General features: G+C 40.8%; 30 protein-coding genes. All 30 read right to left on the bottom strand.

Translation table 11 applies throughout. From position 1 onward, the window contains the following. Positions 1 to 16 precede the first annotated feature (16 nt). Positions 17 to 2,257: a fibronectin type III domain-containing protein gene (locus tag I5677_RS10505; RefSeq protein ID WP_243456560.1), complete on the bottom strand. Its 2,241-nt coding sequence runs from the start codon at positions 2,255 to 2,257 to the stop codon at positions 17 to 19. A 239-nt stretch (positions 2,258 to 2,496) separates the two neighbouring features. Next, positions 2,497 to 3,000, bottom strand: coding sequence for a hypothetical protein (locus I5677_RS10500; protein ID WP_197661537.1), 504 nt, complete (start codon positions 2,998 to 3,000; stop codon positions 2,497 to 2,499). A gap of 27 nt (positions 3,001 to 3,027) precedes the next feature. Then, complete coding sequence (locus tag I5677_RS10495) at positions 3,028 to 5,292, bottom strand: siphovirus ReqiPepy6 Gp37-like family protein (protein ID WP_197661536.1); 2,265 nt, start codon at positions 5,290 to 5,292, stop codon at positions 3,028 to 3,030. A gap of 3 nt (positions 5,293 to 5,295) precedes the next feature. Continuing rightward, positions 5,296 to 6,147, bottom strand: a complete 852-nt coding sequence (locus I5677_RS10490; protein WP_197661535.1) for a phage tail family protein — start codon at positions 6,145 to 6,147, stop codon at positions 5,296 to 5,298. A 13-nt stretch (positions 6,148 to 6,160) separates the two neighbouring features. Next, entirely contained in the window at positions 6,161 to 8,587 is a 2,427-nt protein-coding gene (locus I5677_RS10485) for a phage tail protein (RefSeq protein WP_197661534.1), read from the bottom strand. A 14-nt stretch (positions 8,588 to 8,601) separates the two neighbouring features. Beyond that, entirely contained in the window at positions 8,602 to 8,742 is a 141-nt protein-coding gene (locus I5677_RS10480) for a hypothetical protein (protein ID WP_197661533.1), read from the bottom strand. 47 nt (positions 8,743 to 8,789) lie between these two features. Next, positions 8,790 to 9,179, bottom strand: coding sequence for a hypothetical protein (locus tag I5677_RS10475; RefSeq protein ID WP_456299359.1), 390 nt, complete (start codon positions 9,177 to 9,179; stop codon positions 8,790 to 8,792). Positions 9,180 to 9,187: 8 nt separating this feature from the next. After that, on the bottom strand, positions 9,188 to 9,778 hold the full coding sequence (locus I5677_RS10470; protein ID WP_197661532.1) for a major tail protein: 591 nt from the start codon (positions 9,776 to 9,778) through the stop codon (positions 9,188 to 9,190). 3 nt (positions 9,779 to 9,781) lie between these two features. After that, entirely contained in the window at positions 9,782 to 10,123 is a 342-nt protein-coding gene (locus I5677_RS10465) for a hypothetical protein (RefSeq protein WP_197661531.1), read from the bottom strand. Further along, the gene (locus tag I5677_RS10460) at positions 10,120 to 10,551 is read right to left on the bottom strand and encodes an HK97 gp10 family phage protein (RefSeq protein WP_197661530.1); all 432 of its coding nucleotides are present in this window, start codon (positions 10,549 to 10,551) and stop codon (positions 10,120 to 10,122) included. The genes I5677_RS10465 and I5677_RS10460 overlap by 4 nt, the downstream gene beginning before the upstream one ends. A gap of 5 nt (positions 10,552 to 10,556) precedes the next feature. After that, positions 10,557 to 10,892 carry a head-tail adaptor protein gene (locus tag I5677_RS10455; RefSeq protein WP_161839480.1) on the bottom strand — a complete coding sequence of 112 codons (336 nt, stop codon included), beginning with the start codon at positions 10,890 to 10,892 and terminating at the stop codon, positions 10,557 to 10,559. A 1-nt stretch (position 10,893) separates the two neighbouring features. After that, the gene (locus I5677_RS10450; protein WP_197661529.1) at positions 10,894 to 11,214 is read right to left on the bottom strand and encodes a head-tail connector protein; all 321 of its coding nucleotides are present in this window, start codon (positions 11,212 to 11,214) and stop codon (positions 10,894 to 10,896) included. Between the two features lie 14 nt (positions 11,215 to 11,228). After that, a complete protein-coding gene (locus I5677_RS10445; RefSeq protein ID WP_097015245.1) occupies positions 11,229 to 11,441 on the bottom strand; it encodes a head fiber protein in 213 nt (70 codons plus the stop codon). Positions 11,442 to 11,453: 12 nt separating this feature from the next. Further along, positions 11,454 to 12,647: a phage major capsid protein gene (locus tag I5677_RS10440; RefSeq protein WP_197661528.1), complete on the bottom strand. Its 1,194-nt coding sequence runs from the start codon at positions 12,645 to 12,647 to the stop codon at positions 11,454 to 11,456. An 18-nt stretch (positions 12,648 to 12,665) separates the two neighbouring features. Continuing rightward, entirely contained in the window at positions 12,666 to 13,367 is a 702-nt protein-coding gene (locus I5677_RS10435) for a head maturation protease, ClpP-related (RefSeq protein WP_197661527.1), read from the bottom strand. Next, positions 13,336 to 13,875 carry an HNH endonuclease gene (locus I5677_RS10430; protein ID WP_197661526.1) on the bottom strand — a complete coding sequence of 180 codons (540 nt, stop codon included), beginning with the start codon at positions 13,873 to 13,875 and terminating at the stop codon, positions 13,336 to 13,338. The genes I5677_RS10435 and I5677_RS10430 overlap by 32 nt, the downstream gene beginning before the upstream one ends. Beyond that, a complete protein-coding gene (locus I5677_RS10425; RefSeq protein WP_456299358.1) occupies positions 13,868 to 15,127 on the bottom strand; it encodes a phage portal protein in 1,260 nt (419 codons plus the stop codon). The genes I5677_RS10430 and I5677_RS10425 overlap by 8 nt, the downstream gene beginning before the upstream one ends. Positions 15,128 to 15,140: 13 nt before the next feature. Beyond that, positions 15,141 to 16,739 (bottom strand): terminase large subunit, encoded by a 1,599-nt coding sequence (locus I5677_RS10420; RefSeq protein WP_197661600.1) that lies wholly within the window; start codon positions 16,737 to 16,739, stop codon positions 15,141 to 15,143. A gap of 72 nt (positions 16,740 to 16,811) precedes the next feature. After that, complete coding sequence (locus I5677_RS10415) at positions 16,812 to 16,994, bottom strand: DUF5049 domain-containing protein (RefSeq protein ID WP_197661524.1); 183 nt, start codon at positions 16,992 to 16,994, stop codon at positions 16,812 to 16,814. After that, on the bottom strand, positions 16,994 to 17,389 hold the full coding sequence (locus I5677_RS10410; RefSeq protein WP_197661523.1) for a DUF4314 domain-containing protein: 396 nt from the start codon (positions 17,387 to 17,389) through the stop codon (positions 16,994 to 16,996). Before I5677_RS10410 ends, I5677_RS10415 begins: the two co-directional genes overlap by 1 nt. Then, complete coding sequence (locus I5677_RS10405; RefSeq protein ID WP_330617899.1) at positions 17,373 to 18,083, bottom strand: virulence protein; 711 nt, start codon at positions 18,081 to 18,083, stop codon at positions 17,373 to 17,375. The genes I5677_RS10410 and I5677_RS10405 overlap by 17 nt, the downstream gene beginning before the upstream one ends. A 72-nt stretch (positions 18,084 to 18,155) precedes the next feature. Next, on the bottom strand, positions 18,156 to 20,090 hold the full coding sequence (locus tag I5677_RS10400) for a DNA cytosine methyltransferase (protein WP_197661598.1): 1,935 nt from the start codon (positions 20,088 to 20,090) through the stop codon (positions 18,156 to 18,158). Beyond that, a complete protein-coding gene (locus I5677_RS10395; RefSeq protein WP_097015252.1) occupies positions 20,083 to 20,655 on the bottom strand; it encodes an NUMOD4 domain-containing protein in 573 nt (190 codons plus the stop codon). Before I5677_RS10395 ends, I5677_RS10400 begins: the two co-directional genes overlap by 8 nt. Continuing rightward, a complete protein-coding gene (locus I5677_RS10390) occupies positions 20,648 to 21,874 on the bottom strand; it encodes a site-specific DNA-methyltransferase (protein WP_197661597.1) in 1,227 nt (408 codons plus the stop codon). The genes I5677_RS10395 and I5677_RS10390 overlap by 8 nt, the downstream gene beginning before the upstream one ends. 185 nt (positions 21,875 to 22,059) lie before the next feature. Then, positions 22,060 to 22,638: a P27 family phage terminase small subunit gene (locus I5677_RS10385; protein WP_197661522.1), complete on the bottom strand. Its 579-nt coding sequence runs from the start codon at positions 22,636 to 22,638 to the stop codon at positions 22,060 to 22,062. A 113-nt stretch (positions 22,639 to 22,751) separates the two neighbouring features. Further along, positions 22,752 to 23,111, bottom strand: a complete 360-nt coding sequence (locus I5677_RS10380; RefSeq protein WP_097015283.1) for an HNH endonuclease — start codon at positions 23,109 to 23,111, stop codon at positions 22,752 to 22,754. 118 nt (positions 23,112 to 23,229) lie between these two features. After that, positions 23,230 to 23,646 (bottom strand): DUF1492 domain-containing protein, encoded by a 417-nt coding sequence (locus tag I5677_RS10375; RefSeq protein WP_197661521.1) that lies wholly within the window; start codon positions 23,644 to 23,646, stop codon positions 23,230 to 23,232. 1 nt (position 23,647) lies between these two features. After that, a complete protein-coding gene (locus I5677_RS10370) occupies positions 23,648 to 23,968 on the bottom strand; it encodes a hypothetical protein (protein ID WP_197661520.1) in 321 nt (106 codons plus the stop codon). Between the two features lie 54 nt (positions 23,969 to 24,022). Continuing rightward, a complete protein-coding gene (locus I5677_RS10365; protein ID WP_197661519.1) occupies positions 24,023 to 25,390 on the bottom strand; it encodes a DEAD/DEAH box helicase in 1,368 nt (455 codons plus the stop codon). Next, positions 25,371 to 25,652, bottom strand: a complete 282-nt coding sequence (locus I5677_RS10360) for a VRR-NUC domain-containing protein (protein WP_197661518.1) — start codon at positions 25,650 to 25,652, stop codon at positions 25,371 to 25,373. Before I5677_RS10360 ends, I5677_RS10365 begins: the two co-directional genes overlap by 20 nt. Positions 25,653 to 25,710: the final 58 nt, after the last annotated feature.

Here is a 25,710-nt window from a genome sequence, read left to right as displayed (position 1 = left end):
CAAGAGCGCTATAACATTATAATATCAGTATCAATTCTTGTAGCTGTGTCATTACGTCTGCCTTTGGCCTTCCTATACCAAAAGATATCCATTCTACTGGTGGTATGTCAAAAGTAGATGTATCATCAAACTCATTAATTTTAGTGATAACCGGTTCAAGTGCAGCGCGAAGCTCTTCTATGTGTTGTGGCCACCTTTCTATTGTGGTTTTTGAAGAAATGATTTCTTCTCCCCATACAATCGGAGGCAGACAGTGGAATTCACGAATGGTATTAACAGCCGTACGAAGAGCATTAATATGCGTTGCCTTAACCGTAGTTACATTTGCCATAATTAACTCAAAAGGTGATGGCTGAACATTGAATGTTTTTACAATCTCAGCACTTGATGTCATCAAGTCACTATCCAAGCACCGAATGGTCACCATATGACTTCCGTATGATAACGTTGGTGCTTTAAATACCGTTTTTGTGTTATCTCCAACATAGCCATTAGTAGAGAACATCTCAGGATTATTAACACTGCTATACCACGCACCCGAGTTAAGTCTTACTTCAACAATCTGCGTCTGACCATCCGGCTCTATACCCGTTGTGATCATAAATCGTGGTGTTCTATTGAATGTTGTTCTGCCAGATATTGGGCATTCGATTTTAGGTGCTGTGGGAGGACTGTTTTTCCTAACTATATTACTAGTTACATAAGCAGAAACTGCATCGAGTGTATCTGTAACACTGATACGATATCTTGTTGATGTACCAGGCAAATTTGATGCTTCCGCTACGTAAGTACCAGATGTTTCACTAGATGCAATCGTTGCCAATGTTTCGTATGATGACCATGGTGGATTACCCATAAATGAAGTACTGCGTTGAATTACATAATGTTTGATTGGACTGGTACCAGGTAGCGTTCCACTCCAATTTATTGCTACAGTTGGAGTTTCATATAAAGTCGGCGAAACCGTTAAGATCGAAGGTGGTGTTGGTAGAATATTTTTACGAACACTGTTTGCTGAGGTCTTCCAATTAGAATAATAATTACTACCTGCTGTTCCCAGTGTACGAATTCTGAACCTTCGATAATACCCACGTGTTGATGGAGGAGACGCGCTCGTTGATCCATTGTTTCCAGATGTCATCACTATTTTAAGCGAACTCCATATACCCCAAGTGCTATCATCACTAGAATCGCTAAACTCCATCTCATAACCTATAATTGCATTGCCAGCTCCCGCTGTCGCTCCATTCCAAGAAAGCGTAAGACTTCCTTCAGCTACAGTGGTACTTAAAGAAAATACGGTTGGTTCACCACAAGCTGTAATATTACATAAAATACTATTGCTGATTTTCTCTGTTGAAATAGCCCCGAGAACATCAACGGTTCTAATGCGAAACTGCGTATAGGTTCCTGAAATATTAGTTACTACGGGATTATAACTACCACTACTGGCATTAAGATTAAGTGTTATGAGTTCATCCCATTCACTCCATGTATTGTTATCAGTGGATGTTCGGCTTGAAATCTGATAGCCTTTAATTGCACTTGTTCCTCCTGCTGCTCCAGACCAAGTTAGTGTTATAGTCTCATTGCTGTGAATTTCAGGTGAGGCTATTGCTGTTGTAGGAGCAGATGGCAGCGTATTCTTCCTAACGGTATTTGACGAGATCTTCCATCCCGAGTAATAGGAACTACCTGCGGTACCACGTGTACGGATACGAAATCTTCGAAAGTTTCCTCTGGTAGATGGAGGAGAGACTGACAAACTTCCGCTAGTAACAGTAGAATTAATAACAGTAAGCGCTGTCCAACTCCCCCAAGTAGAGTTATTTGTTGAATCGCTGTACTGAATTTCATAGGATGATATATCATTATTTGTTCCGGCTTTAGCACCACTCCAGGATAGGGTTACATTACCCTCGGCTAGTGTACTACTAAGTGAACATGACGTTGGTGCACTAGCTGCAGTCGTACGGCTTTCCCAGTTAACTGTTAGTACAATCTTTGTAAGGTCGTTTCTCCCCATAAAAGACATGTAATGAGTTGTGCTCGACCCTGCATCTATAAAAAGGCAATTACTAGCTCCACTTCCTATGGAATCAATCAATGCCGTTGAAATATTTATTATTTTATCACCCTGCCCTGCAGAGATATCATAATTGTAGGCAGAACTTACTTTGGTTGGACGAGGAGCATTTATATTCGTTGAAGAGCTCAAAGACGGGATACCTGTTTGGTTTCCAGCATAAAGCGTCATCGTGCGCTCGCTACCCCAGGCACCAGCTCCTGTTCGTGTAAGTGCAAGGGACGCACTTGTCGGGTAATAGTCCTGGTATTGATTTCGTATAGATGTCAGATTAAATATCATAACACCGACGCATTGACCTAAATCTTCAAATACCCCTTGCCTTATATCTTGCGTAGTGCCTGGAATATATCTCCCATCACGCCAAGTACATGCATTTGTAGCTTGGTAATTTGCCATGCTTACTCACCTCACTCATACACTGCTGTAACTAGTGAATTCACTGTTCCGCATAAAGTAGAATTCAATCTCGTATCCGTGATATTTCCTATAGTTATAGACGTAGCTGCCTGCGGAACCAATACCTCTGCAAGGCACAATTCATAGACATCCGTGTTACGTGTTAGAGCAGGAGCACTTGATGAGGCGGTTGCTGTCCCAGTCAGAACTGCTACAACGATATTCCTTTCAAGAAAGCTCCATCGCATAACAATTCGATCAATCCTTGGGAAGGAACCATTTGCAGTTTCTAGTGTCTTGCTAAGCACTGCTGTATTCTCATAATGATATCCGTTAATCCAACCACTTCCAACTGCTATATTTACTGCCATTCCAGAACCTGGAGTCACTTGCAGATTTGTAGTATCCTTATAAAATATGCCATTCGAAACTAAGCTGCCAAAATAGGTAGCAAAATCAGTGGCATCGTAAATCCGGTCACCGTTCGAAGAGTTGAAAAATCCACTCTTTTCCATAACAAAACCCTCCTTCATTAATATATGTTAGCTCGGATCAGCTAAAAAACATACGTTAAACGGAAGCCACTCATTACCTGTGATGTTCGAAGCATACTCGTTAGTACCATAACGTGCTGCAGTACATTGTCCGTTTTCACCTACTACAAACAGCCACTTATTCGTACTTGAGCCTTGACATAAGGTACGAAAATCATAATTTGGCCTGAACCCTACTGGCAATGTGAACATACTCGTCGCTGAAGCCGAGTTTATGGTAGCACCAGTAGGCGGAGAACATGCACCAAATAAATGCACCACCCGTCCAACTCTTCGGTATCTAGGCCGCTGTGCTGTTCCTCCTATATAAGCTGTAAAACCATTCTGAAATTCTGCATCCTGTACAAACTGCCACCCAGTATCTCCACCATAAATAATACCTGTGGTAGCGTCTCCATTAACACAAACGGGACCTCCCTCTAGATTTAAATACATGGGCGATGACAATCCGTTATTTCGTGTCATAATCTCATTACCGCCAAAGACCATATTTACTCCACCAGATACACCGATCTGTAACGGATTATCGGACGACGTAAGACTTATATCTCGATTCGGTAACTGTATCGAATTAAACTCACCTTTCTCGCTATAAGTAGATGTTCTTACAACTCCATTATCAATAGCTGTTACCGTAAAATTCTCACCTTCATAAGTGAATGTACTTGATACAATAGGCAGGTTAGCCACAAGAAGTAGGTCTCCATTTCTGGGGTCAGCTAAAAGATTTCCTGATTCAGTAAGTGCATATAATCCATTTACATATGCCGTGCCATAGTCTGATAACCAAACATAGATATCCCATATTGTTTTAGTAGAACTTGCGGACTTAACTACTTTGATATCAGTCGGTAAAAATGGACTTTTATCTCTTGTATAAGCTTGCACAAAGGATTGAATGGATATGGTCGAGAAAGATGATGTAGAATAAACATATCCTTCAATGGTACCCATTTTGGGAGTTGTTCCAGTACCAATATAATCGAACTTAAAGGCAATACGATTAAATGAACCATTAATGACAACCCTTGCAACATGGTAGTATTTTGCCAGCGTTGGGTCATTACCTCCTGCTGTTGATGTATTTGCAGCAAGTCTAGCAGAACTAATCATGACACCACCTGAGAATTTTTGAAGATCAGTCCACTCATTTGATTCACCGAGCATTTCAGTAAGGCCTGTCGGAGCTCCAAGAGATGTTCGTACTTGGCTAAATTCAGATTTAAGTTTTTGTGCAATTGTAAGCTCAGCCTTTCCAAAGGTTACATTAATGCTCTGTCCTTCTGCATCATAGCTTTCTTCCACTTCTTCAATACGGGCTGTCATCGTAACTCCCCACTTTTTTGAAATAACCTGTACCACCTGACCGAGATCATAATCCGTCTTATAGGTTAAGTTACTATGGTTATTGACAATCACATCAAAGGAATGAGACATGGAAAACTCTGAGAGTCTTGCCAAACCACGAAGGATTAATGCCTCATCATAGTCCGTTGGAAAATCTGCAACACGAAGATCCTTCGCATCTACAAATACTTCTCTTCGTTCTTCCCCAGCGCCGTTATAGATATACTCAAAAATACGACCATTCTCACCTTCTCCCTCTCCTCCAATCTTAGCTGTATTGGCATAAGTTGCTGTGTTTTTTGTTAATGTTTGATCCAGTAAGTTATCATATTCCTTTGAAAACACAGCTTGAGATGATGTTCCCATATACAAGGTGACCGTTAAGTGACCAGACTCTGGTGAAAAGATAGTTTTGATTCCAACGGATGTTGCTGTGCATAGTTCCTGTATTTTATCTAAAAGGTTGGTATACGACACTTGCTGTTTCACTGGGATATCTAGATTAGGTGACGAAAAACTAATATCTGTTATTTGCCTATCAGGATCAGATGGTGATATGACATTGTTGTTTATTAATTGTCCTATACAAGCTGATAAGTCACCATTCAGCCTCTCCGTATTCCAGATAATTCTTCGTCCTAACAGTATTGTCGCAAACCTTCCACTAACTATAATGATCTCGCTATCTGTTTGAGATAGTTGTTGAAACTCGATTAATCCAATTTCCTCATCATCGTTCTTCCAGATATAATTTCCCACCTGAAGTAATGCTGCATTTTCAGTGGATGCATTGGCCTTTAATTCAAACGACCCGCACTGGGAGTAACGTCTAGTCCATCGTAGGTATTCAAATGACTCTACAATTCCGATTAAGGCTCGATGTTGATTAAATACGTATAACTCCATATGCTACACCCCCAAAAACTGTGGACGGAAATTTATGATAACATCCAATAATTCCAAGTTCGCCGATGCATCATAGCGAAGATTATTCATGCCGGGTTCTAACTGAAAGAAATTAGAGGATGTATCTAATAAATAAAAGGCGTTGCTTTCTGTACCATTTATGATGCTTATTACTCTTTTTTCAGCAAAGTGAGTGTATATATGATATTCATCCCCATTATTCATTGTTGTAAGAATTCTTATATACTCACCAGTATCCATAAGTAGAAGCTCTGGATTAGTAACTGGCCCTAATGCTCTAAATATAACTTCACAACCACAAGGTACATCTCCGAAATTATCCACTGCAATGATCTGACTTGGCTGTCTCATCCCAAACTCGATGCCTTCCTCCGGTATCTCTAATTCAAACTCTAGCAAAGGCTCCCAAGAAGCAAGGTCATGCCATACATCATCCAAGGTTTCAAAGAAAGGGTTTGGACATAGTAGGCTTATAAAGAACTTTGGTATCCTCTCTCTTGAGGAGACTGATAATACAGCCTCCTCAACAACACAGGAAATTTGTCTCTCACGATATCTAATAACTCCCGACTTCTTAGGGCTGAATAATCTTAGGAAGCTTTTACGCAGCTCATATGCTTCATTCGATGTATTTGCTATAATCGTACCCTCTAATATAATGTTTCGCATATCCATCGTAGATGACACATAAAAAGCACCGTCCTGTTCCGGTGCCTTGAAGGTATTAACGGTCTGGCGTATGTTTCCTGTACCGTCTATCTTGGTAATGAAAAATGGGCGGCTTTGATTTAGCGTGATGCTTTCACCACTCGAGTTAATATAGGTAACTTCCATAGCCATCCTCTCCTTATAATTCTAGTAACAATTTACGTGATAGGTTTTTAAATTCCCTGGACAATTCCTTTTCAGACAAAGCCTTAGGTGTAACAACGGATATGTTTTGTGTGATGCCTGCACCAGCGGCATTTACACCACCCTGTCCTACCATATTTCTGTAATTCATATCAAAACTTGTTGGTATCACATTCTGCATATCTCTTGATACGGTCTCCATCGCATCTTCAAATCCGACACCAATACCTTCACCCATATTGCGTCCAAGTCCTGCAAATAATGTTGATGGGGATGAAATGCCAAAGAAGTTTTTAATTTTTGAAACTACGTTTCCAAAAAATCCAGATATCTTATCCCATAGCCACGCTCCCGCATCTGATATCCCCTGCCATAGTCCTTTAATTAGATCACCACCCATATCGGACATATCACTTATATAATCAGAGAATGCATTAATAAGTCCTTTGATGATCTGCGGTACTGCTTTTACTACTTCCACAATAATCTGTGGAAGATTTTCAATCAGAGCTATAAACAACTGAACGCCTGCAAGAATGATCTGGTCGATGTTATCAACAATTGCACCTACTAATGAGGTTACAATCTTTGGAATCGCAGCTACAACTGTCGTAATAATCTGTGGTAATGCTTGAATTAACGATATTAAAAGACGGATGCCCGCATCGATAATCATTGGAATGGAATCAATAACTGCATTAATAATATTGTCGATGATTTCTGGAATTGCTTTTAATATTGCATCAATGATCGTAGGGAGTGCTGTTACTAATGAAGTCAATAACTGAATACCGGCATCAATAATCTGGGGAATAGCTTCGATTAAAAAATCCACTACTGCTGAGATAATGGTTGGTAAAGCTAAAATAAGCTGTGGTATAGCTTCCACTAAGCCTTGTGCTAACCCTAATATTAGTTGCAAAGCCGCATCTAGGATCAGAGGTAAGTTATCAATCAGTCCTTGAACAATCTGTATAACAGCAGAAACTGCTGCGGGTATAAGTTGGGGTAAGGCGATGCTAATACCCTCCACAAGCGCAGTTACCAGCTGTATTGCTGCACTTATGAGTAACGGAAGATTTTCAATTAACGCTCCTACAATCGTCATAAGAGCAGTAACCGCTGCCGGAATTAGTTCAGGTAAGAGGTTCAAAACTGTTTCTAATACCTGCGTGAATATACTTGTGACAGTTTCAAGAAGCATAGGAAGTAAATCTGCAACCGCTTCTAGAATCGCACCTGTTGCTGTCGGTAATGCGATTACGATATTTTCTAAAACTGGCACGATGTTAGCGACAACAGCTTGGAACGCATCAACGAGATTTTCAGTCAGATTTGTCATATCCGCATTTGCATTACCAAGTCCAGCAGTAAATGAGCCAAGTGAAGCTTGTAACAATCCAATAGAACCCGTTATTGTCTCCGTTGACTCTCTCGCAAAGTTTCCAGCATACTGCTCTGTATTTTCAAAGAACATCTGCATTGCAACTTCAGCTTTTTCTGCTTGCGTTGCAGTTTTCCATGTGAAATCCAACCCCTTTGAGAGAGCATAGGCTTCAATGTTTGTAGCGTTCATCGCAACACCTAAATTATCCATCATGGTAAAGTTGCCTTTTGCCGCACCAGTGACCGCTTCCATAGCAGAAGACATATCGATACCCATAACGGATGCCATATCAGCAGCACGTTGCATTGCTTTTTCAGTAAGCTCTAAGCTTTTCTGTTGTTCGATTCCGGAACCTTGGAATAATGCACCCATTTTGTTGGCAGTCGCAAGATACTCGCTTTGGGAGACACCGAGGTTCTTATAGGCTTCCTCTCCGCTTTTCTGAATCGCAGCAGCGTGTTTACCGAAAACTGCTTCTGAGCCACCAAGGTTTTGCTCCAACTCACCAAATTGGGTTACTACTTCTTTACCTAACTTAATTGCAGCAGCTCCAGCTGCAACAGCAACTGTACCCATTGCTACACCAATACCAGTCAGTATGCCACCGAGCTTATCAAACTTACCACCAGCATCTTCTGCACTTTTGCCCGAGTCTTCAAGTTCATCTCCAAGATTATCCGCTTCGACTGTAGACTGCTCTAATTCACGCTCCATGCCATTTAGTTCTGCCTGAGCCTTATTTAGTTGTATCTGCCAGTTTTGGGTACGACGATCATTTTCACCAAACGAGGTAGTGGCATTATCAAGAGCAGCCTTAAGGGTAGAAATTTTATCTTTCTGTGCATCAATTTCTTTATTCAGAACCGCATTCCGGGCAGTGACCGACTGTATGGATTTATCGTTTTTATCAAACTGACTGGTTACTAAAGACATTTCACTTCCTAGAACCTTAAAGGATTGATTGATTTCAGAAAGTGCCTTCTTAAATTCACGCTCTCCCTCAACGCCTATCTTTAATCCAAAATTGTCTGCCATGCCATCACCTCCCCTTATATACCTGGTGGAATAATATCATCAATCGTTCGAGTTCTTCTTGGTTTCTCGATTCCGTGCCATTGCTTATGACAGGTCCATAAATCAAAAAACAGTCCAATTGGCATGAGCCAGAATTCCTCTGCATTCATGCCCATCTGAACTGTTCCATAGTAAAAAAGCCGGGTAAAGACTTCAGTGTCTGTTACCCGACTTCCACGTTTTTTGATGTTTCTTCTTCACTTTCCACATTACGTTTCGTACCTTTAAACATGGCTTCTGTGATTGCGTTTTTATATTCTGCCAGATCAAATGGTGTGGTTAGGATTTCTACCTCTTCCTCGGTTAGCAAATCTTCTGGCGAATTCTTGTTTCTGAGATTCTGAATTAAGATAGACTGGTTTGCAAGTATTGTAATTAACCATATAATCTCATCCAGTGCCATCTCAAAGTTTTCAGACTTCATCAGCTTTTCACCAAGATTTTCAAGTCCACCGTATCGACCAGCAATCGCCTTTGTAGCACGTGTAGTTAATATAAGTTCATACTCTTTTCCACCAATATTGATAGCTGCACTTCTCTCATTCTCCATCATTTTCCCTCCTACGGTTCAGGTGTATATACTGGTTCATAAACTTCCGTAAACCAACCTGTTATAATTGCAGAAGAAACACCTGCATCACCTTCTGTGACCTCTGCTTTCCATGGATGTTTTCCCATACCGTCCAGCTTGTTTCTTCTCATTACCGTTCCTTCAATCGTGGGTGTAGAGAATGTGATGGTATCTGCTTTTGTCTGTAAGTTGGTTGCTGGTAATCCAAATATCACTTTGTATAGCCAAAAATATCGGTATGTGCCATTGGCCTTTTGAGCACGAAATCCTACCGCGACAGGGGTTCCCACGTTCTCACTTGCTGAGATTAATACTCCGTTGTCGTCTGTAGTCGCACCAGTTAAATCTGCCGCTACAGTTGGACCAACGTCATCTACACCAAGAGTGAGTGTGCCACTGTTAAAGTCCTTCACGACCTCGGCCGCACCATCATCCGCATATAAAATTGCTTCTACCAACTCCACCGAGAGTTCGGCAGTAATAGCTTTTGCAAGAACTGAAGGTACAGCATAGGTTTCTTCACCATTTGTATCCTCAGTTATTTTTGAATAGTACAATCTATCAAGACCGATTGTTGCCATATTTTACTCCTCCAATCTATAGTTTTTTGCCACATCGATGGCATAATGGTGATATCCGGTATCGTCCTCGTGACCAATATACCGACGTTCTGTCACCGTGATGTCTGCATCTAGTAAAGCTTGTGTAAGCTGCCTTCTCCGTTCTAAGTAATTAATTTTTGAGAACAGAGATATCCTAGCTTCCTGCACATCAAATCCTGGACGATTATCCGCATGGACTTCGAAGATGTCTGAAAGAGGAAGTATCACAGCATACTCATCCGGTGCTAAACCTGAAAAGACCCCGGTTTCAACGGGGAGTGGTATAGCGGTTATGAGGGTATTCAGTTCTTCTAAAATATTCATATCTTACTAATCTCCTCCTCTAGCTTGGCTATCATAGTATTCATACAAGCCTTTCTAGATGTAGTTCTCGCTGGTTTCAAGAAGGGTTTTGCAGGCTGACCATGCTTTCCGTATTCAATGATACTAGCAATTTTAGCATTACTTTCTCCATCTGATCGTGGCTCTGCAAAACCAACTTTCACATTGAAGTTGCCGCCTCTATCCTGCTTTGCACCAGAAAGACCCAATGAGGATAGCAGTTCACCAGTGCTTCTTGATGAATATTTAGTATCCCTGCCGATTGCTTTACTAAGATTACCTTTGACTTTAGCCAGAACCACTTCACCACCAACCTCTAAAACTTTAGGTAGAATTACATCAGTCTGGTCAGATAACCTGGATACCTTTAAAAGAAATTCTTCTGGCATCTTGATATTTACTCTTGCCATATCCATCACCTCACAGTTGGTTCTATCTTTTCAGTTAAAACCTCAATATACATCCCACGGCTTCTTACATCTTCTACACTTAAAATTTGATATCTACCGTCATCACAGACTATGACCATTTCTGTTGTAACCTTAAGACCAGAAATTTTCCTAAACCGAAATAGGCAAGAGGCAGTAGAAAATGAAGCCATATTTGTCCACCGTTCACTGCTGTGACGATCTTCCTTATAAGCACGTACACTAGCAAGTATGTCATCTCCCTTTATAGAAAAGCCTTCCTTATCTTTAATTGGCACGGTGCTGATAATATCAATAAAGGTATTCATCTTTCCAAAGCTCATGCTATACACCCCACTCTCTGTCAAGACGTAAAAGTAAGTTCACTGTGTTCCATACTTGTTGACCCGCCTGTACACTATCAGCGAAGAAACCAGCCGTCGAACCATCCCTACTTTCATAGAAATGGCTCGACAGCATTATCACTGCTTGTTCTGTTGTAGGTGGCATGGTATTGGTTTCATAATAGCTTTCAGAGACGTGCTGATAACTCTGGGCATATGACAATGCTGCAGTGATAAAACCAATAAGGAGATCATCATCTTGGTCATGCGTTAGGATTAAGTTCGCCTTGACCTTAGGCAAGAGATTGTCTGCAACTGCCATATCACCAACCTCCTTTAGTCAGCCTCCATTAGTCCTGCAGCTTTTAATTTGACTAGCAAGGCATTGAAATCCGTAACCACCCCAGCGACATCAGTGGCTGTGCTGTCCGCTTGATTTTCAGCAATAGGGAGCCCTGTTACTGAAGCTCCCTCTAAGATTTCTAATGTTCCACCAATTACTAATTTCTCGCCGCCTTGTTCCATGTAGTTCTTCGTGTTATAACTCATATCGCACCTCCATTACGCTTTCTGCTGGAGCACCTTAACAGCCTCTGGTAAGATAAGCTTGCCATCAACACGTTGAGTAGCAATAAATCCTACTTGACCTGTAACGGCAAAGAGTTCATTTAATCTTTTGAATACTCTTCCTTGACGATCAGCCACCCAGTAATAGCTGAAGTCACCAAATATTACGGTCTTTGCTGCTGCTTCAATAGTAGGCACATATGCAGAGGTGTAAAGAGGACGGTTTAGAATGGTATCTGGTGTTCCTGATTGTATGGAAGGTTGCCATAGATACTGTCCGTTTCCGTCTTTCAATTTACGGATGGCTTTAACCGTAGCATCGTTCATTACAAACACAGCCTTATTACGATATGGTGCTTTCAAACTGTAGAACAGATCTAACATTTCGTCCAGATTGATAGCTATTGCTCCAGCTGTAGTAACACCGACTTGACCGCCTCCTGTTGCATTTAGAATGCCTGTTGGCTTACCTGTTCCATCACCAACGAAGAAGGCTTCCTCCTCCTTGTTACCAATACGACGTGCGAACTCTCTTGTAATATAGCTTTCAAGATTAAACACAGAATCGTTTAGCAATTCTTCAGAAACTTTAATCATGGTTGCCAGTTTATAAGCACCAATGGATACCTGACCAAAGCTATCATCGCTCTCAGGAATTGCTCCTTCTTCATCTACCCAGCTTGCAGTTCCTTTGCTTGCAACAACTGGGATTTTTCGATCACCGGAAGATGTCGTGATAACATTAGCAAGTCTACGGAAGATATTCTCTTCTTCTAGTGCTTCCACTAGGGTTCGCTCGAATTCATCCGGTACAAGGTATCCACCCTCAGAATCGGTACCAATCGTCAAAGAATTTTTTACATCATAACTGACCTTATCACGCATAGCGTTCCAAAATGCCTTTTTGTATTCAGCACTTGCACGGCCGGTCTTTTCCTCTCCCGTTCTTGTTGGCTGATTCATAATAGGGTTACTGGTTGCTTTCGACAGTTCTAGGTCGATAGATGCTTGACGTTCCAAACGCTCGATTTCCTTACCAAGAGCCACAACGTCTGCTTCCATCTTTTCATAAGTTGCAGTGTCTTCAGCGGATAACAATCCATCACCGCCACGTTTCGTATCAAGGAATGCTTTTGCTGCATCCCATGCCTTAGCGCGCTTTTCGCGCAATTCAAGAATTTTACTCATTGTATTTCCTCCTTTAAATTAGTGAGAAATTAAAGAAAGCCGCTTATCCAGCGACTCTATTGGGGTTCCTATTTTCTGTTTTTGCTTTTTAGGAATTTTCCCAAGTAGCGAGTTACATACAGCCGCACGGGAAAATATAAGCCCTTGCCCTGTATCGATTGGGATATGCTCTTCATCTTCCGTAAACATGATTTTGTCAGCAAAACCAAGCTCAATGGCTTTGTTTGCGTTCATCCATGTTTCTGCATCCATAAGGTGGGAGATTTTAGTTCGGGTTAACCCAGACTTCAGTTCATATGCATTGATGATGCTTTCCTTCACCTCATCCAACAAAGCTTTGGCACGGAGCATTTCCTCGCTGTCTCCGATGGCTATGGTCGAAGGATTATGGATCATAAGCATGGATACCGGGGACATATATACATCACCACCAGCCATAGCAATGACCGATGCCGCACTTGCTGCCAGACCATCAATCTTTACGGTTACACTTCCTACATAATCCATTAGCATGTTATAGATCTGTGCAGCGGCAAATACATCACCACCGGGTGAGTTAATCCATACCGTGACATTTCCAGAGCCAGCCATTAACTCATCCTTGAATATTTTAGGTGTTACTTCGTCACCCCACCAAGTCTCGTCAGATATTTCTCCGTTAAGATAAAGAGTACGATCCTCGGTGGCTTCATCTCGCACCCAGTTCCAAAATTTTCTCATTGGCTATTTGCCTCCTTTCAAAATTTGTATAAGCGAATGTGCCATGAAGCCGTATGGCTGCACTGTCATAGGCAATTGCTGCTTGCTCCGCAGTAATAAAAAGGCCGAGATGCTGCTCTCGACCGTCTTTCTTTATTCTTGCTCTGTATTTACCTCTTTGTGGCATATAACTTACTCCAATGAAGCCTGTCGTGCTGTTAGCTTGTAGGGAACGATTCATACCGTTTTGTGATTTTGTGGCAACTCGAAGGTTACATCTACGGTTATCAAGTTTATCGTGGTTGATGTGATCAACGAACAAACCCTCATCTCCACGTCCTGAACCCAACAGAAAATTGTGTAGAAAAACACGTTTTCCATGGGTAGGAGACATACGTACATAACCATTATCAAAAACCCATTTGTACTGTTGTATCGTTTCAAAGTCATTAACATCAAACAGAAATTCCTGTCCAGACTTCAGATACCCAACCATGTAGTCACTTCTCATTTCATATTGGCTATACATCGCCACCTCCTGTGTTTTTCTGATATGCTGCTCCGACATCCGCAAGTTTTACCATATTTCCATTAACAAAATGTAAATTACCACCGTCCTCGTCTGACAGCATATTCAAATCCTCAAGGCTTCTTACATCATTGACTGAGTAGTATCCGTTCTGAATACCCGTGGCATAACCTGTCATACGACTCTGATAATCGCCTCTAAGAAGACCGTCCACATTAAACTTAATAAACAGTGATGATTTCTCGGAAGGCAAAAGTAGTGACTGCTGTAATGCCTGTTCCCAGCGGACCACCCAAGGATCAAGGGTGTATTTTACGAATTCCAGTGACTGTTGCTCTATATTGGAAAAACTTGATTTCTCAAGGTCACCTATCATATGAGGAGGCACCCTGAATATCCTTGCAATCTCATTAATCTGGAACTTCCGTGTTTCAAGAAATTGTGCCTGCTCAGGTGGGATACCTATGGCTTGAAACTTCATGCCTTCTTCCAATACAGCAACCTTATGAGCATTTCCACTTCCTTGGTATGCACTATTCCAGCTATCTTTGACTCGTTGTATGTCTTTAATTACACCAGGGTGCTCCAATACTCCGCCGGGATTAGCACCATTAGCAAAGAATGCTGCTCCATATTCCTCCGTGGCTAGTGATATTCCGATCGCGTTCTTAGCCATTGCTATGGGACTATAGCCGATAAGACCATCAAAACCAAGACCAGGGATGTGTAGAACTTCATCTTTCCGGAGTGTGACATAGCCACCTTTTGGATTATTACTGCTCTCTTCAACATCACGATAATATTTGTATACTAACTCTCCATTTGATGCTCGGCTAACATCCATTTTGCTTGGTAACAGAGGGTAAAGTGCAATCGCCTGCCCACGCCCGTTTCGAACTACCTGTGCGTAAGCATTACCCCAAAGTAAAAGATGACTCATAAGTGTTTCTCGAAACACGAATGAAGTCATCTCTGGATTTGGTTCATCATGAAGAAGGTGATACAACGGATGGAAAGGTATTCTTTCTTTTCCTCCGTCCGAACGATATCTATATACGTGTAGTGGAAGTCCTGCTACAGCTTCGGCTAGTATTCTTACACATGCATATACTGCCGTTGTCTGCATGGCAGTTCGCTCATTAACCGTTTTACCAGCTGTTGTTCCACCAAATAAGAATGAAAACGAACTACCCACACGATTTTGTGGTTTATCTCTTGATTTGAACATTCCTTTTAATAAACTCATAAGCATCACCTCCGAATAATTAGAATACAATTAACCCGCGATTATCATAAACAGAATTACTGGTTCCACCAAGGCGGATGGCTCTATCAAGAGCCATAATTGTTGCAACCGCGCCATCTATCTTTTCTGTACTCTTTTCCTTATCTGGTTTGATATTACCAGCAGGATCAGTTCTAATAAATATATTGTCCATCATCCATCGAAGTACCGGGTGCCCTCCGTGAGCAAATTTCCCTTCCAAAGTTAACTTCATCAATTCTTTCGTTGGTGGTGACATATCTTTAAATCCTTGACCGAATGGCACAACTGTTAATCCTAGACCTTCTAGGTTCTGCACCATCTGAACTGCACCCCAACGGTCGAAGGCAATTTCTCGAATGTTATATTTCAGGCTTAACTCTTCTATAAAATTTTCAATGTAGCTATAGTGCACTACATTTCCTTCTGTTGTCTTTAAAAAACCTTGTTTTTCCCATATGTCATAAGGTACATGGTCTCGCCTCACTCTTAATTCAAGGCTATCCTCTGGTATCCAAAAATAAGGAAGAACGATATACTTATCGTCCTCATACTCTGGTGGAAAGACAAGAACAAATGCTGTTATATCCGTAGTTGATGATAAGTCCAACCCACCATAGCATTGTCTACCTTTAAGGCTTTCAGGATCTACTGCAAATGAACATTTATCCCATTTTTCCATAGGCATCCAACGTACTGATTGTTTCACCCATTGGTTTAGACGAAGCTGCCTAAATAGGTTTTCTTCCGCAGGGTTTTGTTTTGCACTCTCACAAGCGATTTGTATCTTTTCTATATCTACAGTAATACCCATTGAGGGGTTGGCTTTCGCCCATACCTTCGGATCTGTCCAGTCTTCATCTTCATTTGCACCATAAATGACTGGGTAGAATGTAGGGTCAACCTTTCGCCCTTCTAGAATATCCTTTGCCTTTTGGTGTACTTCATAGCATATTGAATGCTGATCGTTTCCAGCAGTAGTAATTAGAAAATATAGTGGTTGCTTTCTTGCATCTCCAGAACCGTGAGTCATAACATCGAAAAGTTGTCGGTTTGGCTGAGCGTGTAGCTCATCAAATACTACTCCATGAACATTTAAACCATGCTTTGTATATGCTTCAGCAGAAAGAACCTGATAGAAACTCCCAAGTGGTTTATACATTAATCTTTTTTGAGAAAGTACAGGTTTTATTCTAGCTTTTAGTGCCGGACACTGCTCTACCATTTCCACTGCCACATCAAAAACAATTGAGGCTTGCTGACGGTCAGAAGCACAGCCATATACCTCTCCACCATGCTCATAATCACCACAAGTAAGCAGTAATGCTACTGCTGCCGCAAGTTCTGACTTTCCTTGCTTTTTAGCAATTTCAATATAAGCAGTATTAAATTGACGGTAACCATTCGGCTTGATAACACCAAACAAATCTCGAATAATCTGTTCCTGCCAGTCAATCAATTCAAATGACTGACCGTACCACTCTCCTTTAGTGTGTTTTAAACAATTTATAAAGGCTACTGCTGTATCTGCCGAATCCTGATTATAAACCGAACCATCTGCTTTGAAGATGGTCGGCTTGTATGTCTTTAGTTTTCGTATCGCCGCCACCTCCCAGTGAACACTGAAAAAGGAACCCCATAACAGGATTCCCTTCCAAAAATGTAAGCTATTTTATTCTCTGACTTCACCCGTAAGAATGAAGCGGACATAATCATCTCTATGTTCCGATAGATAATCAATCAATTCATAATACCCATCACGTTCCGCAATGTCGATAACAACAGGAATGTCAAACATATTTGTTTCACCTGTATCCCTTATAGCTAAAATTTGCTTTTTTATTGTCTTTTCCATCATGACTCCTCCTCGTCGATGCAGATTATCATTCCCATTTTCAATTCTGTATAAATCTTGGTGTATCGTTCCCGTTCACTGCCTTCGCTCAGCATCATAGCTTTAAGGAAGAACTCTTCTGCCTCGGTTCTTGTCTTCCAAGTGTCCTTTCTGCCATAACAGATAGTTGTTACGGCAGGAATAATTGTCACAATATCCTCACCTATTATTACATTCAGCCTTGATCCATTCTCCCATTTCATAATTAAGTTTCCAACATCATCAACCGCATGAACAATCCCTTTTGTTCCGATTGGTGGTGCTTGTGGATCATCCATCTGCACTAGCTCTACCATAATACCGATAGGATACTGTTTTCGAATTCTTTCAACTTCTTCTCTACTTGAAAATCTCATTCTTGACACCTCCTTTGAAAGCGGATGAACCCGAAAGGTTCTGCAGTAGAATTTTGCGTTCTTTTTTGTATTCGTCACCAATAAAGCCTAAGCGAAGCAGGAAACAGCGGAATGCATATTTTTCATTGTCTACCGCCTTCCCTTTCGCACTGATGCGTTTTTGGGTTCTTGCCATTTCACAAATGCTGTAAATGAAGTGTGTGTAGGCTGCAACCATATCACTATCATTAGGCATGAATGAGAACCAAGGGAAAGAAACCTTCTCATCATCCTTGTGAATCGGAAGGCTATCTATTCCAAGTGCCTTTTTGATAAGGTTTCCTTTTGCCTCGATGATGTGCTGTAGGTTTTCCATGGTGCCTTCATCAAAGTAGGTTGCAGGCATTGCCACTGTAAGTCCCACAGTTTCGCTTTGTGGCGCTTCTTCTGTAGTATTGGTAGCATTGTTTGATTCTTCGGTTATTTCCGCCACAAAGCCTTTTTCACCAAGTTTCTCAAGCAATATTTCAATCTCATTACTATCTGCCCTATCATCAAAAATAAGTGTACCTTCCTTGTCTACTGTGAAATAATCAATTTCATATGCATAGGTTGGCATTCCTTTGTATTTTGATTTTAATCCTGTGATATCACAAATAGCCGTGACTAATGATTTTCTTTCTTTACCTATGGCGTTGTATTTAACTTCCATCATGTAATCCTCCTTGTTTTTTGCACTTACATATATCACTCTAAAGGCACATAATTGCAAGTTAATAATGTGGAATTAGTCATTATTATTTTGTGTGTAATAATCAATACCTGAAAGCACAAATACTACATTAGGAAGAGCAACACCATTGCCCCACATTTTATATTCCGCTGAATCCGAGTGAGGACGTTGCAACCATTTGATAATTTGCTTTCTACTTTTTGGTTTCTTAGCTTTCCCTATTATTCTTCTATGTGTTTCAAAGACATCCATCCAAAAAGCAATTTCTTCTTCCGTAGGGTCTTTTGTTTCAAGATCACTACACCACCAATCAGGGAATCCTTGAAGTCTCGCACATTCTGTAGGTGTCAGCCTTCTTACAATATACTCAGGCTCTACAATATGATAATCGCCACTGAAGGCTTCCTGATTACCAAGCCACTGCTTCGAACCCATACTGGCAGCAATTGTTCCAAACACTTCTTTGCCAGATGCTGTCTTTACAACATTAATCAAAGGTGGGTCCTTATAATCTGTAGCCACAAGTGTATTTGCAAGCTCTGTTTCTACACTGGTAAAGAAGGATGCCTTACTGGATGAATAGGTTGGAGTTGCTATTGCACTCGGTCCCTGCGCATTTAGTGTTGAAGCGATTCCTTCATTGTGTATACCTAAGTTTCTTGCAAAGTTCTGACCACAATTAAAGGTTTCTCTATCAATGGCATAGACTACAGCATGCTTATCCACGGTATTTAATGTGAAAGAAATGTCCTCGCTCATACCTTCCCCACGTGGTCCATTACAATCTTTTCTCCCAATCATCGATCCTTGCAAAGCAACCACAGCAATACCACCTTGATTACAGGATGGATTTCCACCGTTGCAATCCACCGTACGTGAGGTCTCTGCCTTATAGATACCACTGTGAGGATTATCAGATTTCATTGAGTTGCTATCCTTAGAACAAATTCCATAAGCAGTAGGAACGAATAAGGTTTGATCGTTATTACAAGAAATCGTAGCAGATTTATTATCTTGTATTAAGGCTCCTTTACCTCCACCTTCACAGCCACACCGTATTTTTAATGTCTTTGGTGTTTCCATTACAAAAGGCTGATTATTGCCACCCGTACCAAACGTAGCAAGAACGGTCTGAGCTGTTTTAAGTGGTCCCACATAGCGACTATCCTGCGAGTGATTTTCAAATACAAGTGGAGGGTGGTTTGATTTAGCTCGAAGGGTGCAAGTCATGTCCTCTGTTATATCCATGCGATTCCCACCTTGGTCATTTAGACAGATTGTGCCTGTTTCTCCAGTGCCATCATTAACATTAATGGTAATTCCTTTCCACGGCTTGATGCTCTGCGAAGAATACCCTGACAAGCCTTTGGACTCAAATAATATTTTTCCGGCACTCCTACTTGTAAAATCTGCGACAAGGTAGATACGTTTTCTTCGTTGGGGTACTCCCCAGTATTGCGCATCAAACACTCTCCAGGCGATGGAGTAATCTTCTCCCACGATTTCTCCTGCATTAAGCCATTTGTCAGACCTAGGAATAGATATGGTTTCATCTTTAATCCCTGCGATGCTTTCGAGGACTGCCCTAAAATCCTCTCCTTTATTTGAGGAGAATGCTCCGGGGACATTTTCCCACACGATAAATCTTGGATATTGTCCATTCGTTTTGCACCTCATTTCCTTAATAACCCGTATCGCTTCATAAAAAAGGACGGATTGTTCTCCGTCCAGCCCAGCTCTTTTCCCTGCCACACTCATATCGGTGCAGGGTGAGCCAAACGTTATAATATCAACTGGTTCTATATCGGCCCCGTTAATAATGCTAATATCTCCTAAGTGCTTTATCCATGGCATTCGCTTTGAGGTAACTCTAATAGGGAATGGTTCAATTTCTGAACAACTAATTGGCTTAATGCCAGATAAAATTGCTCCAAGACTAAAGCCTCCACTCCCATCAAAAAGAGAACATAGTGTTAATTGTTTATGCATATTTCCACTGATATCCACCACAACTAATCCTCCTCCCTTTGAGACAGCAACAAATATGCCCTGCATTTACTCCAATACTTCTCGATGCTGCAGCTACCCCCTCGTGACGAGCAATAAAAATCCCATGCTTATCATACTGAAGCACGGGTTTCATTTGTTTTCTATTAATTTGATTGTAATCATGTTTTGCTGCAACGACTTTATAGTCTATATTTCTTGCTTTATAATCTGTATTTTCTATAACACGAGCAATTCTTGTACCATGAATATTTTGTTCCGCTTGAGTTGCCCATTCTAAATTTTCAATACAATTATCTTGTTTATTTTCGTTAATATGATTCACTGTTAACTTTTTTACTGGGTTGGGAATGAAAGCTTCAGCCACGAGCCTATGAATCATACAGTCTTTTCTTATTCCATTTGCAGAAAGGCTTACTCTATAATATCCTTTTTTTGTCTTTTTTGGTTGGAGCACAGTGTTATTTCGTAAACTAAATACCCTGCCTTTATCACTTACATGGTATTCATTATCAAAGCCTAATATAGGCTTCCATTCTTCACTCATTGGTAGTCACCTCCGATATATCATGGTACCTATACTCGATACCATCTCTTAGAAGAAGTACACCATCTGAATTACCGACTTGCTCAATATATCGATTGACAATAACATCACAATACTTTTCATCTAACTCAACCATATAGCAGATACGATCAATCTGCTCACAAGCAATAAGTGTGCTTCCAGAGCCTCCGAAGGGGTCAAGAACGATTGAGTTAGTTAAACTGGAATTTCCAATTGGATAAGCTATAAGTGCTACTGGTTTCATCGTTGGATGATCCGCATTTTTACTCGGCCTGTCAAATTCCCAGATAGTCGTTTGCTTTCGATCGGAGTACCATTGATGTTTCCCTTTTTTCTTCCATCCAAAGAGAATTGGTTCATGCTGCCATTGGTATGGACTTCTTCCTAAAACAAGACTTTGTTTTTTCCATATGCAGGTACCACTTAAATAAAATCCTGCATCAGAGAACGCTTTTCTAAAGTTAAGTCCTTCTGTATCGGCATGGAACACATAAATGGAACCATCATTAGCAATAACCTTTGCCATATTGCTAAAACTATCAAAAAGGAAATTAAAAAAGGCATCTGACGAAAGATTATCATTTTGTATCTTTCCTGCAGTGCCTTCATAGTTCGTATTATACGGAGGATCGGTAACGATTAGATTTGCCTTCTTACCATCCATCAATTTTTCATATGTTTCTGATTTTGTACTGTCTCCACATAAAAGACGATGCCTACCTAAAATCCACAAATCACCTTGCTTTGAGAATGTAGGCTTCTTTAGCTCTTCTTCGACATCAAAATTATCTTCTTTTACATCTTCAGCAGAGTTTAATAGTGTATTTAATTCAGCTGCATCGAAACCTAAAAGGTCGATATCAAAGTCCAGTTCCTGTAAACTTTCCAGTTCAATGGCCAATAAATCTTTATCCCATCCTGCATCTTCAGCTAACCTGTTATCTGCAATAATGTAGGCTTTCTTTTGTGCTTCCGTTAGATGGTCTACAAATACGCAAGGCACGGTTTCTAAGCCATCTTCTTTCGCAGCTAACAATCTACCATGGCCAGCTATAATATTATATTTTCTATCAATCAAAATCGGATTCACAAAACCGAACTCCCTAAGACTTGATTGTATTTTTTTTATTTGCTCTTTGCTATGGGTTCTTGAATTATTTGCATACGGTACAAGTTTTGATACTTCAACTTGCTTCATTTCCTGTGTAAACTTATTTTCTTTATCCAAAATAATCACCCCCGGCTTAGTAATTTTATAAGACCTTTATTTGCACCAACAATATCTCCCGCAATTGCTTGCCCACGTATTGTTTTAAATTGTTGCTTTGTTAATCTATCTCTTTGCATTTTTAGTTGCTTTAAAAACATAGTAAGAGTCATATGTTACCTACCTTTTCTTCCTGATAAAAGAGCCTCCATAATATCGTCTTGAGGATTTCCAACAAATGATGTGGTGCAATTTTGCTTTACAATATCAAAAATCTCATACCATATGAGATTTGCCTGCTTTTGAAACGACTGGCTCATCTGTACAAATGGACTTGTTATAGCACCACCTGTGGTTGGATGTTTTCCTAAAAGTCCGTATGTACTAATCGCTTCCTCACACTGGATATAACGTGTAAATGCTTGAGCATAGGCTTCAATCAATCGAGGGTTGACGAACTTCTCACACCCACGTTCTTTCAACCATTTCCATGTTTCCGTGTATAATAAATCTGCACCTAACGGCTTACCATCCCTTTGCTTTGCACTAAGGTAATCACTTGGAGCGGGCATATCTTCTCCGTACAATTCTACGACTCCCTCTGGTTCATCAATCTTAAATACGGTTTCAGGCTGTAGGTCTGGTACCTCTAAAATCTTTGCTGCTTTGCCGCTTGCTATTTTATCAGAAAGTGGTAGTGGCTTATCACCTGCACGAACTCGTCTACCTCCTCTATTCGTTCCGTCTTTCGCCACATTTTGCTCCTTTCTTGACTTGCAGGGGTTAATCCCCCGTTTGAACTGGACTTTTTTTGCGTGATGCCCCACGCCCGTTGCACAATTGAAAAGCTGTGGAGATTCTCATCCCCCTACCGGGTTCTCCAACGATCCCCATCTCTTGCAGTGATAGTAGAATGACAAGGAGTACAAAGTGCCATCAGATTCCTTTTATCATGAGTTCCACCTTTTGAAAGTGGTAAGATATGATGTACCTCATTTGCTGGTGTCAGCCTTCCATTCTTCCTACACTCTTCACAGAGAGGGTGAGCTGCAATATAACTATCTCGAATGCGCTTCCAGGCTCGACCATAACGCCTTCTTGTTTCAGGGTCACGGTCATACTTTTCATACCGTGATGCTTCCTTCTTTGCATGCTCCTCACAAAAGCGACCATCAGTTAACTCAGGACAGCTAGGATATGAACAAGGTCGCTTAGGTTTCCTTGGCATTTGCTTCACCTCATTTTTGGGCATAACAAAAGCCACCAAGGATCTCTCCTGCGGTGGCCTGTGTCTATACTTTCTACAATACCATTATACTATATTCTGCAATAACATCAACTCTCCTTTACTCTCCACTTGCATTAACAACAACCTTCTTTAGTGCTCTATCACGCATTCGATAAGTATGCTGAATGCTATAACCCATCTTGATAGCAACTTCCTCCCATGTACAGCCGCAAAGAAAACGAAGCTCAAGCAAGGTCTGGTATTCCTTATTTTCGACTGCTTTGATACTAGCAGCAATCTGCCGCTTAATGTCCATTAACTGATGTATGTCACGATCAATTTCTCTTTGGAGATCCACAATCTTTGCAACTACATTTGCCATAGAGGATACGTTATGGTTGGGGTTACGAGGCATACCGCTGATAGTAGTGGTGCATTTTGTTGCCAGTTCATTTAAGGAAGCAAGCTGTTCAAGCTTACTATCAATGCGAAGATCAAGTCGGTAAGCTTGGCTAAGAAAATCTAAAGCAGTCATATTAGCCCACCTCCATTTCACGAATCTGCTTTAATAGAACATCACCATCCAGAGCAGTGAGCTCCCCAAACCAACCGGAACGGAAAAAGCGTTCTACATCATCCCGCTCTCCTTCATTTTTAATGATATTATTTAGCAGAGTAATCTTTCGAATATCCTTTTTCGCTTCCTCAGTATCTAGATCAGGAGTATGTGGATGGTGTTTTAGGAAATGGATTGCTTCTCGGTAGTCCTTAACTGCCTGTATGATAATGGCATTTGCTAGATTGGAAAATCCATCTTCAACTATAAAAGGTTTAGCTTGACTATTGTTTTTGTACATAAACAGTACCTCCGATTTTAGAATTTTTATTCCCTCGGATTTACTCAGATTGTCTCAGATTTGCAGATTAGCCTTTACAGCATCGATTAATGCGGATTGTGTATTGTTCTTTTCTGACAATGCTTTTAAAATCCTCTCATCAATCGTTCCAGCGGCAACTATGTGCTGCACCACAACGGTATTTTCTATCTGCCCTTGTCTCCACAACCTTGCTATTGTTTGTTGATACAATTCCAAGGACCATGTCATTCCAAACCAGACTATGGTGGATCCACCAGATTGGAGGTTAAGGCCATGACCGGCACTCGCAGGATGTATTAATGCTACAGGAAGCTTACCAGCATTCCATTTTTGGATACTTTTGTCTGTATTCAGCTGTGTGAATTCTACTTTTAATTTATTAAGCCTCTCTGTGATACGCTCCAAATCATGTCGAAACCAATAAGCCACTAAGATTGGCTTACTGTTTGCTGCTTCAATAATATCCTCCAAAGCATCCAGTTTTTTGTCGTGGATATACACGATTTCATTTGTATCGGAATACACTGCCCCATTTGCCATTTGACAAAGCTTCCCTGAAAGTGCTGCCGCGTTTGCTGCTGTAATATCATCATCGTCACGAAAAGGAAGCATCAAATCTCTTTTCATATCATCGTATAAATCCTGTTCTTCTGGGTCCAGATATACTAAATAGTTAGAATTAATTAGTTCTGGCATCTGCAGATAGTAGGTGGATTTCATAGAAATCGTAATATCCGATATTTTGTCATAGATCCGTTGCTCAGCTCCAGGCAATAGTTTGTAACTATAAACAATCTGACCACTCATTCTATCTGGCTTGAAGTAGTTATTACGAAACTGGGTAATGAATCTTCCAAGACGCAAACCCATATCAAGCACACGGAACTCAGCAAACAAATCCATCAAACCGTTACTACTTGGTGTTCCTGTGAGTCCTACTACTCTTTTTATCTTTGGTCTTACCTTCATAAAAGCTCTAAATCTCTTTGACTGCCAGTTCTTAAATGAAGATAGCTCATCGATTACAACCATGTCGTAATCAAATGGAAGATTGCTTTTCTCAATCAGCCATTGAAGATTCTCACGATTGATAATGTAAATATCTGCTTTGGCTTTTAGTGCCGTAAGCCTGTCGGCTTCTGTTCCAACTGCTATGGAGTACTTCAAATCCTGTAGATGCTCCCACTTGGCTATTTCTGCTGACCAGGTATTTCTTGCCACTCTTAACGGTGCTACCACTAAAACCTTGTGTATCTCGAAGTAATCAAATAACAAGTCAACTATTGCAGTCAGAGTAATACTTGTTTTTCCCAGACCCATATCTAAAAGGACTGCTGCAATGGGATGTGTTTTGATATATTCGATAGCATATTGCTGGTAGCTATGTGGATTGTATTGCATCAATAATCCCTCCGATCTTTTCTACCGAATCTAACACATATACTTTAAATCCCAATTGACAAAGTAACTTATGTCTAGTAAGCTGCAACGGTCTTTGTTTCTCACCAGGTGCTTTCACTTCCACAAATCCAAGCTTTCCTCCCGGAAGTAATATCAATCTATCCGGCATACCCGAAAAGCTAGGTGATGTAAACTTCGGGCAAATACCACCTTTGGCTTTAACTGCTACAACAAGTTTTTGTTCTATAGTCTTCTCACGCATTTTCTCGCATACCTTTCCATCAAGATTATTGGGGTGTGGAGGTCTTTGGAGGCTGATT

It is taken from the genome of Mobilitalea sibirica, from assembly GCF_015999265.1.
GTDB classification, from domain to species: Bacteria; Bacillota; Clostridia; order Lachnospirales; family Lachnospiraceae; genus Mobilitalea; species Mobilitalea sibirica.
This window is presented reverse-complemented; position numbering and strand designations above follow the sequence as displayed.